This is a genomic window from Burkholderia sp. APQ4-4ca (genome assembly GCF_057837105.1).
In genome coordinates this window covers 157,745-172,076 of record NZ_JBYQCG010000212.1, presented here as the reverse complement: position 1 = coordinate 172,076, position 14,332 = coordinate 157,745, and the positions used below count along the sequence as shown (strand labels likewise).

The window sequence follows — 14,332 nt, the reverse complement described above, 5'->3', positions numbered from 1 at the left end:
GCCATGCCGGATTCCCGTCCCACGCCCCGCACGACATTCAAGCCGCAGGTCGTCCTGCCGGCGCTCGCCGTCATCGGCGTGCTGCTCGTCGTGTGCGCACTGCGCCCGAGCGAAGCCGGCGCGCTGTTCTCCGCCGGCCAGCAATGGGTCATCGCACGGTTCGACTGGTTCTACGTGCTCGCCGTCACCGGCTTCCTCGTATTTCTCGTGCTGATCGCCGCCAGCAATTTCGGCAATATCCGGCTCGGCCCCGACGATGCCGAACCCGAATTCAGCTTCGTGTCGTGGACGGCGATGCTGTTCGCGGCCGGCATGGGCATCGGCCTGATGTACTTCGGCGTCGGCGAGCCGATGCAGCATTTCCTGAAGCCGCCGACCGTCGATCCCGGCACGCCCGCCGCCGCACGCGAAGCGATGCTGATGACCTTCTTCCACTGGGGCTTCCATGCGTGGGCGATCTACGGGCTGATGGGGCTCGTGCTCGCATACTTCGGCTTTCGCTACAACCTGCCGCTGACGCTGCGCTCGGGCCTGTATCCGGTGCTGCGCGAGCGCATCAACGGCTGGATCGGCCACACCGTCGATGCGTTCGCGCTGGTCGGCACGGTCGCCGGCATCGCGACGACGCTCGGCTACGGCGTGATGCAGCTGAGCGCGGGCCTGCATACGGTCGCCGGCTGGGATACGGGCGGCAACCTGTTCCGCATCGGGCTCGTCGCGGTCGTCGTGATCCTCGCCGGCGTGTCGGCCGCGACCGGCCTCGACAAGGGCGTGCGCCGGCTGTCCGAGCTGAACCTGCTGCTCGCGTTCCTGCTGCTTGCATTCGTGGTCGTGGCGGGCCCGACGGCGTTCCTGCTGCGCGCGCTCGGCGACAACATCGGCCAGTACCTGTCGAGCCTCGTCGACCTGTCGTTCCGCACGTACGCGTACGCGCCGCCGCGCGAGGAAGGCTGGTTCGGCGGCTGGACGATCCTCTACTGGGCGTGGTGGGTGTCGTGGTCGCCGTTCGTCGGCATGTTCATCGCGCGCATCTCGCGCGGCCGCACGATCCGCCAGTTCGTGATCGGCGTGCTGCTCGTGCCGACCGCGTTCAACCTCGTCTGGATGACCGTATTCGGCAACAGCGCGATCTGGCTCGATACGCACGGCGCGGCCGGCGCGCTCGCGCAAACGGCGACCAACGTCGATGCGCTGCTGTTCCGCTTCTTCGATTTCCTGCCGTTGCCGCAACTGCTGTCGATCGTCGCGATCGTGCTGATCGCGGTGTTCTTCGTGACGTCCGCCGATTCGGGCGCGTTCGTGATCGACCAGATCGCGACGCGCGGCAACGCGCATTCGCCGGTCTGGCAGCGGCTGTTCTGGGCCGCGCTGCTCGGCCTGACGGCCGCGGTGCTGCTCGTCGCGGGCGGCCTGGGCGCGCTGCAGGCGATGACGCTGATCGCCGCGCTGCCAGTCGCCATCATCATGCTCGCGCTCTGCTACGGGCTGTGGCGCGGGCTCGCGGCCGACCGCGCGCACTATTCGCAGGACGTTGCGCCTGCAACGAGCTTCTGGACCGGCCAGCACTGGCGCCATCGCCTGACGCACATCCTGCGGCAGACGACCGAGACGGAAGCGCGCCAGTTCGTCGCGGAAACGGTCGAACCCGCGCTGCGCAAGGTCGCCGACGAGTTGCGCGCGAGCGGCGTCGATGCGCACGTGCAACGCGACAGCGACGATGCGGTGCGGCTGACCGTGCCGACCGCCGAACACCGCGATTTCGTGTACGGCGTGCGCGTCACCGCGAAATCCGCGGCCGCGTTCCTGGTGCGCGAGGCCGCCGAGCCGGACGAATCGCGTGCACACGTGTACGGCATCGTCACGTTCTTCGAGGACGGGCGGCTCGGCTACGACGTCGAATACCTGCGCGGCGACGAAGTGATCGCCGACGTGCTGCGCCAGTACGAACGCTACGTGTCGCTCGCGGCAGACAAGCGCACGCATCTGCTGAGCCGTGCGCCGGGGCACGCGACGGAGTCCGAATGAGCGGGCTGCTGCACAGCCGCGCTGCCGACGTCATCGCGCTCGGCACGCTCGCCGTGCTCAACCTCGGCGGCGCCGGCGTCGCGCTGTGGCGAATCCGCGCCGCGGCGCCGCTCGGCAAGGTCTACTGGATCGTCTGCGCGGCGCTGCTGGCCGGCGGCGCCGTCGCGATGGGCGGCAACCTGTCGCCGGTGCCGAACAGCGGCGAAATGCCGCCCGGTTTCGCGCTCGGCGCCGAAGCCGTCCTGCTCGGGCTCGCGCTGGTGGCCGGTGGCTGCGCGTGGCTGATGCTGCGCGCGCGCAAACACTGACGCACGCAGGTCGCGCAGCCCCGGCTTCATCACGCGGGCACGGCCACATGCGGGGCGAACGAGCGGCCATGCCCTTCCTCATCCGCTGCTTTCACACTAGTCATGCGGACGGCGCACGGGCCGTCACGAGCCAGCACGCCGCGTCGAAACGCACTTCGGCGCCACACACGTACCGCTCGAAAGCCGCGCGCATCGCGTCCACCACACGCCGCCGCGTCGCCTCGTCCGTCTCCCGCAACGCAAGGCCGACCGGGCCCAGCCGGGCAATGTAGTCGTCCAGCTCGGACGTCGGCAGCATGCACACCCGGTCGACCGGCTCGATCGCAACGTCGGCCCAGCCGCTGTCCGACAGCACCGACGCGATCCGCTGCCGGTCGCCGAACGCGAACTGCCCCGGCGCGCCGGGCTGCCGCGCGGGCAGGTTCGGCAGCAACGGCGCAGCCGCCCGCTCGGCCGTCGTCATGAACGGGTTGTCGGCCGCGCCGCGCCATGCGACGAACCGCATCGGCGCGCCCGGTCGCGCGGCCTGCCGCAGCTTCGCGAACGCGCGTACCGGGTCGTCGAAGAACATCACGCCGAGGCGCGACACGATCAGGTCGACGCTCGCCGGTTCGAATGCGTGCGTCTGCCCGTCCGCGCACACGAACCGGACGCGCAGGCCGCTGCGTTCGGCACGCGCGCGTGCGGCGTCGATCATCCGCGCCGAAATGTCGATGCCCGTGCACTGCGCGTTCGCGCCGAGCCGCCGCGCGATCGCGAGCGTGACCGCGCCCGTGCCGCAGCCAACGTCGAGCACGCGGGTGGCCGACGACGCGGCCGCGGCATCCGCCAGCAGCGTTTCGAACGGCTCGAACATCCGGTCCAGCAGCGCCTGCGCATCGACCCATGCGCGGCCAGACGGACCGTTCCATAACGCCGATTGCGCTTCGTTGGGCCGGTTGGCTTCCATCGTCGATCCCCTTCGATTCATTGATGACGAACCGGACTGTGCTGCTTCAAGCCGGCTTGAAGTCAAGGTCGGCCGATATGCGCCCCGCCACGCCTACGTTTTCACATTTCTTACATTCTCGCTGCGTATCGTTGACGACTTTCCTACGGTGCGCCTCTCCCATGCGACGACTCCTCACGCGCGCGCTGCTCGTGCGCTGCGCTCCCCTTGCTGCCCTCGCCGCGCTGTCCGCGTGCTCGAATCACATCGATACGCCCGACGATCCAGCCAGCGCGTCGGCCAACGTCCAGGCCGCATGGGTCGAGATCGGCGACGCGAACCAGGCGATCGCGCGCGTGATCACGAACTACACGCCCGCATCGGCCGGCGATCCGTCGTGCCCGCAACTGACCGTCGACGGCAAGGTATCGCGCATGGCGCTGCGCGCGGGCGCCGCGACCGTCGCCCAGCGGCCGACCGCGAGCGACCCGGCCGATTCGAAACCGTCGAGCTTCCCGGTGTCCGTCTGCGAAACCACGCTGCCGGCCGGCGCACAGGCGGCGAGCGTCGCGGGCCGCACGCTGCCGCTGCCGAAAGCGCAGCCGCAGCGCGTCGCGATCATCGCCGACACCGGCTGCCGGATGAAGAAGGCCGACAACGCCTGGCAGGCGTGCAACGATGCCGCGGTCTGGCCGCTCGCGACGATCGCGGCCAGCGTCGCGAAGCTGTCACCCGATCTCGTGCTGCACGTCGGCGACTACCACTATCGCGAGAACGCGTGCCCGCCCGACATCGCCGGCTGCAAGGACAGCCCGTGGGGCTACGGCTGGGATACGTGGCAGGCCGACCTGTTCCGCCCGGCCGCGCCGTTGCTCGCGAAGGCGCCGTGGGTCGTCGTGCGCGGCAACCACGAGGAATGCGCGCGTGCGGGCCAGGGCTGGTTCCGCTTCCTCGACCCGCGCCCGTATTCGGCCGCGCGTTCGTGCGACGATCCGGCCAACGACATCAACGCGAACTATTCGGAGCCCTATGCGGTGTCACTCGGCGGCGGCTCGCAGGTGATCGTATTCGACACCGCGAAGGTCGGCCGCACGCCGCTCAAGACGACTGACGCGCAGTTCGGCATCTACCAGAAGCAGTTCCAGACGGTCGCGGCGCTCGCGTCGAAGGCCGGCATGACGACGACGATCTTCACGAACCATCATCCGATCCTCGCGTTCGCGCCGATCGCCGGCAGCACGCCGGCGCCGGGCAACCTCGCGCTGCAGTCGGTGATGTCGAGCCTCAACGCGCAGGCGTACTACCCGCCGGGCGTGCACGTCGCGCTGCACGGCCACGTGCACGATTTCCAGGCGATCGACTTCTCGTCCGGGCACCCGGCGACGATCGTGTCCGGCAACGGCGGCGACAACCTCGACGTCGCGCTGCCCGACCCGTTCCCGGCCGGCCTGACGCCCGCGCCGGGCGCGGTGATCGAACGGCTGTCGCACAACAACAGCTTCGGTTTCCTGATCATGGAGCGCAACGCCGCGCCGACGACGGGCTGGACGTTCCATGCGTATTCGGCGGCCGGCAAGCTGCTGGCGTCGTGCAATCAGTCGGGCAGGACGCTCGCCTGCGACAAGACGGGGTTCATCGCGCCGTGACGGACGAAGTTCGATGCGACGGCCGCGACGGGCGTGGCCGGCGGACGCTGCACACGCTTGCCGCCACCCTGCTCGCCGGCCTGACGCTCGCGGCTCATGCCGCGCCGGCCGAAACGGTCCTGCTTCCCGGCGCGCCGCCGTCGCGCGTCGTCGACACGATCGGCAACGGCACGCCGCAGGTGACGGGCAAGGTCGACGCGGCCACCGCGCGCTTCGCGCCGGACCCGACGCTCGTCGCGCTCGGCCGCCGGATCTTCTTCGACCCGCGGCTGTCCGAGCCGCGCGGCATGTCGTGCGCGGGCTGCCACGATCCGGGCCGTGCGTTCGCGCCGACGCTGTCGGCCGCATCGCTCGCGGGGCCCGGCGTGCCCGAAGGCAGCCGGCCCGGACGCTTCAGCCAGCGCAATGCGCCATCGCTGCTCTATGTGCGCTACGTACCGCGCCGCCACTTCTACCAGGACGACGATGCGCCCGCGCCGTCGCCGTTCGGCGGCCTGTTCAGCGACGGTCGCGCGGATACGCTCGCCGAACAGATCCGCGGGCCGCTGTTCGATCCGAACGAGATGAACAACCGGTCGCCGGCCGCGCTGCTGCGCAAGGTCGATGCGACCGAACTCGCGCCCGATCTCGCCGCGCGCTTCGGCGCGCCGGTGCGGCGCGATCCCGAGCAACTGGTGCGCGCGCTGGGTGCGGCCGTCGAAGCCTATCTGCAGAGCGACGAGATGGCGCCATTCACGTCGCGCTTCGACGCATTCCTGCGCACGCGCAAGCCGCTCGCGCCGGCCGAGATGCGCGGCCTCGCGCTGTTCCGGAATCCGGACAAGGGCAATTGCATGACCTGCCATACGCTGTCGGACACGTCGAGCCGACCGGAACGCTCGCTGTTCACCGATTTCGGCTACGACGCGATCGCCGTGCCGCGCAATCGTGCGCTGCCGGCGAACCGCGATCCGCGCCATTTCGACAACGGGCTGTGCGACACCGCGCGGCGGCTGCGCTGGCCCGAGCCGGCGCAATGGTGCGGCTATCTGCGCACGCCGGGGCTGCGCAACGTCGCGCTCAAGCAGACGTTCATGCACAACGGCGTGTTCACAACGCTGCGCGACGCGGTCGCGTTCTACAACACGCGTTCGACCGATCCCGGCTTCTGGTATCACGGCGCCCAAACGTTCGACGACGTGCCGGCCGCCTATCGCGGCAACATCAACGTCAATTCGACGCCGATGAACCGCCGGCCCGGCACGCCGCCCGCGCTGACCGATGCGGAAATCGACGACATCGTCGCGTTCCTCGGCACGCTGACCGACGCGCGCTATACCGGCCGGGCCGCGCCGGCCGCCGCTACGGCCCCGGCGGCCCGGGTTGCGCGCACCGCCGCGCCGGTGCGCTGACCCTGGCCGAACGGCCAGCCGACGCGCCCCCGCTTGCGGTTCGCGCAAACACTGGTTATATTTACAGTACTGTATTTATGAACAGTGAGGTGCGCGATGGAACATCTGGTCCGTATCGTCAACGACACCGATCGCCAAGTGCTGGCGTGGCTGCGTGCCCAGGTCGGCGATGCCCGCGTCGAGCGCGCGGCGCGTCAGCTCGGGCATACGCGCAAGCCCTTTCCGTCCGCCGTGTGCCGGTATCTGGGCATGAGCGCGCCGGCCACGCTGCGTCCGGCGCCCGCCCGGCCGCGCGCGGCACGCGATTTCTCGATCGGCGATCGTTACCTGTCGCTGATCCGCCAGCACCTCGCCACGCACGCGGTCGGCCGATGAAATGGCGGCGGCTTGCCGCTTCGGTACCGCGTCCGGCCGGAGCACTCGCGTATTCGGAAATCCGGCCCGCTGCCGCCGTCACGCTTACGCGGCCGCCATGGCTTCCCGTACGAGGCGGCCGAGTGTGTCGAACGCCGCCTCGTGCGCCGCATCGAATACGCGCGTGCAGGCGAGCCGGATATAGCCGTCGAAACGGTCCGAATTCGAGAAGATCGAACCGGGCGCGATCTTGACGCCATGCGCCAGCGCCGCGTCGAACAGCGCATCGGAGCGCACGCCTTCCGGCAACGCGATCCACAGCAGCATCCCGCCCAGCGGCTGGTTCATTCGCGTGCCGGCCGGGAAATGCCGCGCAATTGCGTCGATCGTCACGTCGCGCTGCACACGCAATTGTTCGCGGAACCGGTGCAGGTGCCGATCGAACGCGCCCGAGCCCACGAATTCAGCGGCGACGGCCTGCAACAGCGCGGCGTTGTGTCGGCTGTGCGCGAATTTCAGCATTCTCGCGCGCGCATGCCAGCGGCCAGCACTCATCCAGCCGAGCCGCATCCCGGGGGCCAGCACCTTGTTGAACGACGGGCAGTAGATCACCGTGCCGTCGCGGTCCCATGCCTTGACCGGCCTGACCGCCTGCGGCGCCTCGACGAGCTCGCGATAAGGCTCGTCCTCGATCACGGCCACGCCGTGGCGCGAGCACAGCGCGACGAGCTCGGCCTTGCGCGCGTCGGGCATCACGCAGCCGAGCGGGTTTTGCAGGTTCGGCACGACGACCACGGCCCGGATGTCCGGGTAGGCAGCCAGCGCCACGTCGAGCGCCTCGATCGACAGGCCCGTCGTCGGGCTTGCCGGGATTTCGAGCGCCTTCAGGCCGAGGCTTTCGAGCAACTGGATCAGGCCGAAGAAGGCCGGCGATTCGATCGCGATCGTGTCACCGGGCCGCGCGACCGCCCGTAATGCGAGATTCATCGCATCGACGCCGCCGCTCGTCGACATCACGTCGTCCGGCGTCAGCGTCACGCCGTAAGACAACGCGCGTTTGGCCATCGTCTGCCGGAATTCGGGCGAACCGCCGACGGGCCCCGCGTCGGTCAGCAACGTGGGCTTGCGCCGCAGCAGCCGGATCGCCAGCGCCTGCAGGCGCTCGGTCGGATATAGCGTGGCGTGCGCGGATGCGCCGCCCAGATTCAATGCATCGGTCGCCGCGTTCGCACGGTCGATCACGCGCGATACGCGTTCGTGCAGCCCGGTGAACGGCGGCTCGACGCTCAACGGCGGCCCGTCGCTTTCCGGCAGCGCGTCGAGCACGGCCGCTGCGCGGCGGCGCACGAAGTAACCCGAGCGCGGCTTCGCGTCGCACCAGCCCGCATCCTCGAGCCGCCGAAACGCCTGGATCGCGGTCGACAGGCTCACGCCGTGCTGTGCCATGCACGCGCGGACCGACGGCATCCGGTCGCCGGGCGCCAGCGTGCCGGCCGCGATGATGCGGCGGTAATGTTCGGCGAGCCGTTCGTAAAGCGGCTCGCCGTCCATCGGCAAAGGCGTGCGGGATGCGTCGGCGAAAATCGTCATGCAGGCCATCGTGCCCGCGGCATCCAGCGCACGCCAGATACAGATCCGGGGAAAACCCACCGATACAGCAGCCCGAAATCATCACCTGCACCGCAACAGATTTCCGTCCCCTGAATCTGTCGTGCGCACGTCCGCTTCCTTAACCTGATTGCATGCTGTCGCCTCGTCGTCGCGAGGCCGCCCAACCGGAGCAACCGGGGAAAAGAAATCACCATGCGGACGCAACACCTCCGGCTCGACGCGGGGCAAAGCCACTTTGCGTGGTTCGACAAGGGCAGCCAGTTGATCGTGCTGGACGGCGCGCTGGCGGTCACGCTGTGCCACGGCGGGCTCGATTGGTTGCCCGATGTACCGCAATACATTCGCCGCGAACTCGACGAAGGCGAATGCCTGACGCTCGAAACCGCCGGTCATGTCACGCTGTCGGCTCGCGGCAGTCGCGTGGTCAGCACGACGATCATGGAACCCTCGGGTCGAAGCGGCATGCTCTCGGTATGGCGCGGCATCCTGCGCCGGCTGTCCGGGAAAGTGCACGGCGGCCGTCACGTGAGCGAGCATTTCTGACATCGCGACTCGCCTGCCGCCGGAAACACCGGGAAGTCATCGCATCATCGCGGCGACCGACGAACGCATGATGTTCCGGGCAACCGTACCCAGCGAGCGCACCCCTGCCTCACCGCCCATTCCGCTGGCGCTCGAGCCACTCGAACAGCGCCATCCCGGCCAGCATCGCGACGACGAACCCGATCCCCTTGGCCGACCCGAAGCCGATCGACACGATCGCGGGCCCCGGACAGAACCCGGCAATCCCCCAGCCGATGCCGAACACGGCGCTTCCGGCGACGAGGCGCACGGTAATCGGCCGGGCGGCCGGCAACTGCATCGGCAGGCCGAGCCACGACCGTGTCCGGCGCTTCGCCCACGCGAACGCGAATACCGCGACGCCGATCGCGCCCACCATCACGAACGCGAGCGACGGATCCCAGCGGCCCGCCAGGTCGAGAAAACCCAGCACCTTCTGCGGATTGGCCATGCCCGATACGATGAGGCCGATGCCGAACAGCAATCCGGCCAGAAACGCGAATCCTGCCTGCATGTCAGCCTCCCGGCACGTGCAGCCGCACGAAGACGGTCGCGAACCCCGCGACCATGAAAATCGCCGTCGCGACCACCGAACGCAACGCCCCGCGCGATATGCCGCATACGCCGTGACCGCTCGTGCAGCCGCCCGCGTACCGCGTGCCGATCCCCACCAGCAGCCCGGCCGCCAGCAATTCCGGCCAACTGGCGTCGACCTGCGGCGTCAGGCCGCTCCCGGCGAAACGCATCGCGACGGGCGCGGCGATCAACCCGGCGACGAACGCGGCACGCCAGCCGCGTGCTGCGCCGCCCGCCGTCAACAAGCCGCCGACGATCCCGCTGATGCCGGCAATCCGGCCGTTGAACGCCACGAGCCACGCGGCGGCAAGCCCGATCAGCACGCCGCCGGCCAGCGACAGCCAAGGCGTGAAATGAAGCGCATCAAACTGCATCGCGCGCCTCCTTCGCGGTCGCCCCGCAAAATTGTTCGTACAGCACGCCCATCACCGCGACCACGGCCGGACTGTCGAGCGAATAGCGGATGGACTTGCCTTCTCGGCGCGTGCGGACCAGCCCGTTGTCCCGCAACACGCCGAGCTGCTGCGACAGCGTCGGTTGACGGATGTCGAGTCGCGCCTCGAGATCGCTCACGCCGCGCTCGCCCTGAGACAGTTCGCACAGCAGCAGCAGCCGGTCGGGATTCGACATCACCTTGAGGAGCGTGCACGCCGATTCGGCGGCGGTGCGCATCTGCTCGGGCCCGGGCAACCCGGCGGGAAAATCGTCGTTCATCGGAGCGGGAATACGATTAAAGAATTTATATATTGTTTTATCCCGCTGCTTGCCGAATCGGCAATCCGAGCGCCCTTCCTTCTATCTGGCCTGCTTGCCCACCATCCCGTCGGCAGCCACCGCGCATACCGCACCGGCGCGAACCACGCCGCGCGCCAGCCCTGCAACCGCCGCGATCACGCATGGCGCGGCAACGACGGCGAACGCGGTCGACGGCATTGCGTCACCCGCCATCGATGCGAAGTGAAGGAAGAGTGAAGACGCGGCCCGCCCTGAACCGGGCCGCTTCACCGCGGCGCTGCACGCGTCATGCGCCGTCGCAAGGCCCGGTACCGTCGAGCATCAGCGTGCCGACCCGCGCGGGCACGAGCGGCGTGCGCGGCGCTGGCGGCGTCCAGCCGAACAGCGCCTGCGCGGCCGCGCCGCACACGCGGCCCTGGCATGCGCCCATCCCGCAGCGCGACTGCAGCTTGGCGGCCGTCCAGCCCGGTTCGCGTGCGACCGCATCGAACCGCACGTCTTCGCAACGACACAGCAGCGTGTCGGGCCGCGCGAGCCGGCGGATCGGTTCGCGGATCGCGAAGCGCTCGCGTACCGCATCCGCGAATGCCTGCCAGTGCGCGCGACGTGCGACCAGCGCGGCCAGTTGTACGGTCTGCCCCGTCGCTGCGTATCCGGCGATCTCGCCTTCAACCATCGCCAGCTCGCTGCCGCCGACGCCCGTGCACTCGCCCGCCGCGAAACATCCGTCGCGGCTCGTGCGCTGGTGCGCGTCGACCGCCACCGCGCCGTTTTCGATCCGGCAGCCGAGATGGCGCGGCAACACGGTATTCGGCACGAGGCCGAAGCCGCACGCGAGCCGGTCGCAGTCGACGTCGAATTCGCGATCGCGTTGACGGATTCGCACGCGTTCGAGCCGCTGGTCGCCAAATGCCTCGACGACGTGCGCATCGGGCCGATACGCGGCCGTGACGAGCTTCGCGGCCTGCGCGAGCTTCGACGGCCAGCGCCACAGCCCCGCGCCGAGGCCCGCCACGTCGCCCCATGCCGCCTGTTCGAGCACGTGCGGCACGCGCGCGCCGGCCTGCCGGGCCGTCGCCGCACTCGCCAGCAGCAGCGGCCCGCTGCCCGCGATCACCGTGCGCTGCCCGCGCACGTCGAGCCCGTACTTGATCAGCGCCTGCAAGCCGCCCGCGCCGGTCACGCCCGGCAGGGTCCAGCCCGGAAACGGCAGCAGCAGCTCGCGGGCGCCGCAGCAGAGAATCAGCGTCCGGAAATCGAGCAGCAACCCGCGTTCGTCGTCTTCGAGCAGCAGCGTGCCCGGCTGCGTTTCGGCGACGATGCGCGTCGCCGCGAGATGCGTGACGTTCGGCTGCCGCAGCACGGCGAGGCGTTCGGCGGCGGCCGGCGTCGGTGCGGCCGCGGCCGGCTGCCGCCAGATCTGCCCGCCCGCGCGCGGGTTGTCGTCGACGATCGCAACGGTCGCGCCGCTTCGCGCGGCGGCCCGCGCGGCCGACAGCCCGGCCGGGCCGGCACCGACGATCGCGACGTCGACGCTCAGTCGTTCCTGTTTCATCGCGTGCGCTCCACCTGCATGCCGTCGCGGCACAGCGTCTGGCACGCCAGCCGGCGCCGGCCGTCGATCGTCATCCGGCATTCCTGGCAGATGCCCATTCCGCAAAACGGCGCGCGCGCCGCACCCGTGCACGACACGCGCGTCGTGTCGTCGCCGCTCGCCGCGACGGCGGCCGCGACGGTCGCGCCGTCGGCCACCGTCAGCGCGCGGCCGTCCAGATGAATGATCATGTCAGCCTCCGCCGGGCCGCCCCAAGGAGGCTGACAACCCACTCGCGAGGCGCCTTGCATGGAACCGGAGTAAGCGCTGAAGCGCCACCTCCGGTCGCCAGCGAACGCAGTGAGCGTGGGGGTCGTTTCATGTCAGCACTCCGGTGACGAGGGACGCGGTCAGGAAGCGTCCCGGCAAATACGGTTCGATATCGATGGGCGGCCGCTCGCCGGCCATCAGCGCGGCGACGAGCCGCGCGCTGCCCGGCGCGGTCGTCACGCCGAGCCCTTCGTGCCCGACCGCGAGCCACACGCCCGGCCGCGCCGGGTGCTCGCCGAGCAGCGGCAGGCCGTCGGGGCTCGCGCAGCGGAAGCCGGTCCATGCGCGGATGCCGTTCAGGTCGGCCAGATCCGGCAGATAACCGACCGCGCGGCGCAGCATGCGCGCGAGCACCGGCGGCTCGACCTGCGCGTCCTCGGTGTCGAACTGGCGCGACGAGCCGATCAACAGCTGGCCGGTCGGCCGCGGCTGCACGTTGAACGCGACCGAGGTGCCATCGCTGGCGTGCGCGCTCGCCGCATAGCCGAGCTCGACGAGCTGGTGCGACACGTGGCCCGGATAACGGTCGGTAATCAGCAGATGGCCCTTTTTCGGGCGCAGCGGCAGTTCGGGCAGCAGCGTGCGCGCCGCGACGCCGTTCGCGACGATCACACGCTCCGCGCGCAGCACGTCGCCGCTCGCGAGCGTCACGCTCGGGCCGTCGACCGCGACCGCCCGCTCGCGGCGCAACGTGACGCGCGGCGCGCGCTGCAGCAGCCAGTTCGCGGTGACGGGCGCATAGAGAATCGCATCGCCCGGAATCTTCAGCGCGCCGCCGAGGCCCGCGCGCAGCATCGGCTCCAGTCGCGCGAGCGCCGCCGCATCGATCAACTCGCCGGCCACGCCGTGCGCGCCGAGCGCCGCCTGCTTCGCGCGCGCCAGATCCATTTCGTGCGCATCGGCCGCGAGCCACAGCGTGCCGCAGTTGCGATACGCGCAGCCGTCGGGCATCTCGCCGCTCAACGCGCGCCACAGTTCGATCGAGTAATGGCTCAGCGCGAGCTCGGCCGCGTTGTCGTCCATCGCGACGAGGTGCCCCATGCCCGCGCCGGTCGCGCCGCCGCTCGCGTCGTCGACGACGAGCACGCGCAGCCCGCGCTGCGCGAGTTCGTGCGCGCACGCCGCGCCGACGATGCCGGCGCCGATCACGACGACGTCGGTCTTCGTTTCGCTCACGCCCCGATACCCCAGCCGAACGGATCGTCTTCCTCGATCAGCAGCGTCGCTTCCGCACTCAGGTGCGCGCTGCCGCGAATCGTCGGCACGATGCCGCCGTCGGCCAGCTCGTAACTTGCATGAAACACGCTGCCGATCACGCTCGCCTGCCGCCACACGGCGCCGGGCGCAAGCTTGCCGTCGGCCGCGAGACACGCGAGCTTCGCGCTCGTGCCGGTGCCGCACGGCGATCGGTCGTACGCGAGGCCCGGGCACAGCACGAAGCTGCGGCTGTCGTGCGCGGGATCGTCGGCGAACAACTCGATGTGATCGATCTCGCCGCCGTTCGCGCCGGTGATGCCCGCGCGTTCGAGCCCTTCGCGCACGGCCGACGCATATGCGGTGAGCGCCGCGACGTTGTCGCCGGCCACGCGCTGCCCGTGGTCGCTGACCAGGAAGAACCAGTTGCCGCCCCACGCGACGTCGCCCTTCACGGGGCCGTATCCCGGCACGTCGACCACGACGCCCTGCGCATGGCGATACGCGGGCACGTTGCGCACGCTGACCGACAGGTCGTCGTGCAGCGTCGCCTCGACGGTGCCGACCGGCGTCTCGATCCGGTGCACGCCGGGCGCGATGCGCCCCATGTGATGCAGCGTGCGCACGACGCCGATCGTGCCGTGCCCGCACATCCCGAGATAGCCGCTATTGTTGAAGAAGATCACGCCGGCCGCCGCGTCGGCCGACACCGGGTCGCACAACAGCGCGCCGACCAGCACGTCGCTGCCGCGCGGCTCGAGGATGCACGCGGTGCGGTAACGGTCGTGGGCGCGCGCGGGCACGTCGCGTCGCTCGGCCATGGTGCCGTTGCCGAGCGACGGAAAGCCGGACACGACGAGCCGAGTGGGTTCGCCGCCCGTGTGCGAATCGATGATCTGGATGCGCTTCATCATGAGCCGTCCGAAGTGGGGAAAGGAGCATAGCTTCCTCCGTCGCGCGTCCGTCCGCTTGTGGCTTTTCGATGAGGACGACGACGAAATCGGCATAGTGCGACGCGCCCTTCGCGCCCCTGCCGGCCGCTGTGCCGATTTCGTCATTTTGCTCCGCGATACGACTCAAGCGTGATGGGCGTTTGCGCGGCGATACTGGTTGCCACACCGACATACCCGTCGGCCGAC

15 protein-coding genes are annotated in these 14,332 nt (G+C 70.0%); 6 read left to right on the top strand and 9 right to left on the bottom strand.

Annotated features, from left to right (window positions below; genetic code table 11):
- Positions 1–3: 3 nt before the first annotated feature.
- Together AC3IFE_RS22410 and AC3IFE_RS22405 are read left to right on the top strand one after the other, a co-directional pair.
- Positions 4–2,025, top strand: coding sequence for a BCCT family transporter (locus AC3IFE_RS22410; RefSeq protein ID WP_489192021.1), 2,022 nt, complete (start codon positions 4–6; stop codon positions 2,023–2,025).
- On the top strand, positions 2,022–2,333 hold the full coding sequence (locus AC3IFE_RS22405; RefSeq protein ID WP_489192019.1) for a hypothetical protein: 312 nt from the start codon (positions 2,022–2,024) through the stop codon (positions 2,331–2,333). The genes AC3IFE_RS22410 and AC3IFE_RS22405 overlap by 4 nt, the downstream gene beginning before the upstream one ends.
- A 100-nt stretch (positions 2,334–2,433) precedes the next feature.
- Here AC3IFE_RS22405 and AC3IFE_RS22400 read toward each other — a convergent pair whose 3' ends face one another.
- Complete coding sequence (locus AC3IFE_RS22400; RefSeq protein WP_489192017.1) at positions 2,434–3,282, bottom strand: class I SAM-dependent methyltransferase; 849 nt, start codon at positions 3,280–3,282, stop codon at positions 2,434–2,436.
- A gap of 161 nt (positions 3,283–3,443) precedes the next feature.
- Here AC3IFE_RS22400 and AC3IFE_RS22395 point away from each other — a divergent pair, with 161 nt between their 5' ends.
- The 3 genes from AC3IFE_RS22395 (at position 3,444) to AC3IFE_RS22385 (ending at position 6,673) form a co-directional block, all read left to right on the top strand.
- Positions 3,444–4,907 (top strand): metallophosphoesterase family protein, encoded by a 1,464-nt coding sequence (locus AC3IFE_RS22395; RefSeq protein WP_489192015.1) that lies wholly within the window; start codon positions 3,444–3,446, stop codon positions 4,905–4,907.
- Positions 4,904–6,298 carry a cytochrome-c peroxidase gene (locus AC3IFE_RS22390; RefSeq protein ID WP_489192013.1) on the top strand — a complete coding sequence of 465 codons (1,395 nt, stop codon included), beginning with the start codon at positions 4,904–4,906 and terminating at the stop codon, positions 6,296–6,298. The genes AC3IFE_RS22395 and AC3IFE_RS22390 overlap by 4 nt, the downstream gene beginning before the upstream one ends.
- A 96-nt stretch (positions 6,299–6,394) precedes the next feature.
- Complete coding sequence (locus AC3IFE_RS22385; protein WP_489192011.1) at positions 6,395–6,673, top strand: CppA family protein; 279 nt, start codon at positions 6,395–6,397, stop codon at positions 6,671–6,673.
- Between the two features lie 84 nt (positions 6,674–6,757).
- Here the strand turns inward: AC3IFE_RS22385 and AC3IFE_RS22380 are convergent, their stop codons facing one another.
- Positions 6,758–8,242 (bottom strand): aminotransferase-like domain-containing protein, encoded by a 1,485-nt coding sequence (locus AC3IFE_RS22380; RefSeq protein WP_489192009.1) that lies wholly within the window; start codon positions 8,240–8,242, stop codon positions 6,758–6,760.
- Between the two features lie 213 nt (positions 8,243–8,455).
- Between AC3IFE_RS22380 and AC3IFE_RS22375 the strand changes: the two genes are divergently transcribed.
- Positions 8,456–8,806 carry a hypothetical protein gene (locus tag AC3IFE_RS22375; protein ID WP_489192007.1) on the top strand — a complete coding sequence of 117 codons (351 nt, stop codon included), beginning with the start codon at positions 8,456–8,458 and terminating at the stop codon, positions 8,804–8,806.
- A gap of 109 nt (positions 8,807–8,915) precedes the next feature.
- On the opposite strand, the gene AC3IFE_RS22370 is transcribed toward AC3IFE_RS22375, so the two are convergent.
- From AC3IFE_RS22370 to AC3IFE_RS22340, 7 genes are all read right to left on the bottom strand, one after another.
- On the bottom strand, positions 8,916–9,338 hold the full coding sequence (locus AC3IFE_RS22370) for a DUF6691 family protein (protein WP_489192005.1): 423 nt from the start codon (positions 9,336–9,338) through the stop codon (positions 8,916–8,918).
- Between the two features lies 1 nt (position 9,339).
- Positions 9,340–9,774: a YeeE/YedE family protein gene (locus AC3IFE_RS22365; protein ID WP_489192003.1), complete on the bottom strand. Its 435-nt coding sequence runs from the start codon at positions 9,772–9,774 to the stop codon at positions 9,340–9,342.
- Positions 9,764–10,114 (bottom strand): ArsR/SmtB family transcription factor, encoded by a 351-nt coding sequence (locus AC3IFE_RS22360; RefSeq protein WP_489192001.1) that lies wholly within the window; start codon positions 10,112–10,114, stop codon positions 9,764–9,766. The genes AC3IFE_RS22365 and AC3IFE_RS22360 overlap by 11 nt, the downstream gene beginning before the upstream one ends.
- Positions 10,115–10,421: 307 nt before the next feature.
- Entirely contained in the window at positions 10,422–11,690 is a 1,269-nt protein-coding gene (locus AC3IFE_RS22355; protein ID WP_489191999.1) for an FAD-dependent oxidoreductase, read from the bottom strand.
- Positions 11,687–11,920, bottom strand: a complete 234-nt coding sequence (locus AC3IFE_RS22350) for a 2Fe-2S iron-sulfur cluster-binding protein (RefSeq protein ID WP_012338331.1) — start codon at positions 11,918–11,920, stop codon at positions 11,687–11,689. The genes AC3IFE_RS22355 and AC3IFE_RS22350 overlap by 4 nt, the downstream gene beginning before the upstream one ends.
- 127 nt (positions 11,921–12,047) lie before the next feature.
- Positions 12,048–13,175, bottom strand: coding sequence for an NAD(P)/FAD-dependent oxidoreductase (locus tag AC3IFE_RS22345; RefSeq protein WP_489191996.1), 1,128 nt, complete (start codon positions 13,173–13,175; stop codon positions 12,048–12,050).
- Complete coding sequence (locus AC3IFE_RS22340; RefSeq protein ID WP_489192065.1) at positions 13,172–14,104, bottom strand: 4-hydroxyproline epimerase; 933 nt, start codon at positions 14,102–14,104, stop codon at positions 13,172–13,174. The genes AC3IFE_RS22345 and AC3IFE_RS22340 overlap by 4 nt, the downstream gene beginning before the upstream one ends.
- Between the last annotated feature and the right edge of the window lie 228 nt (positions 14,105–14,332).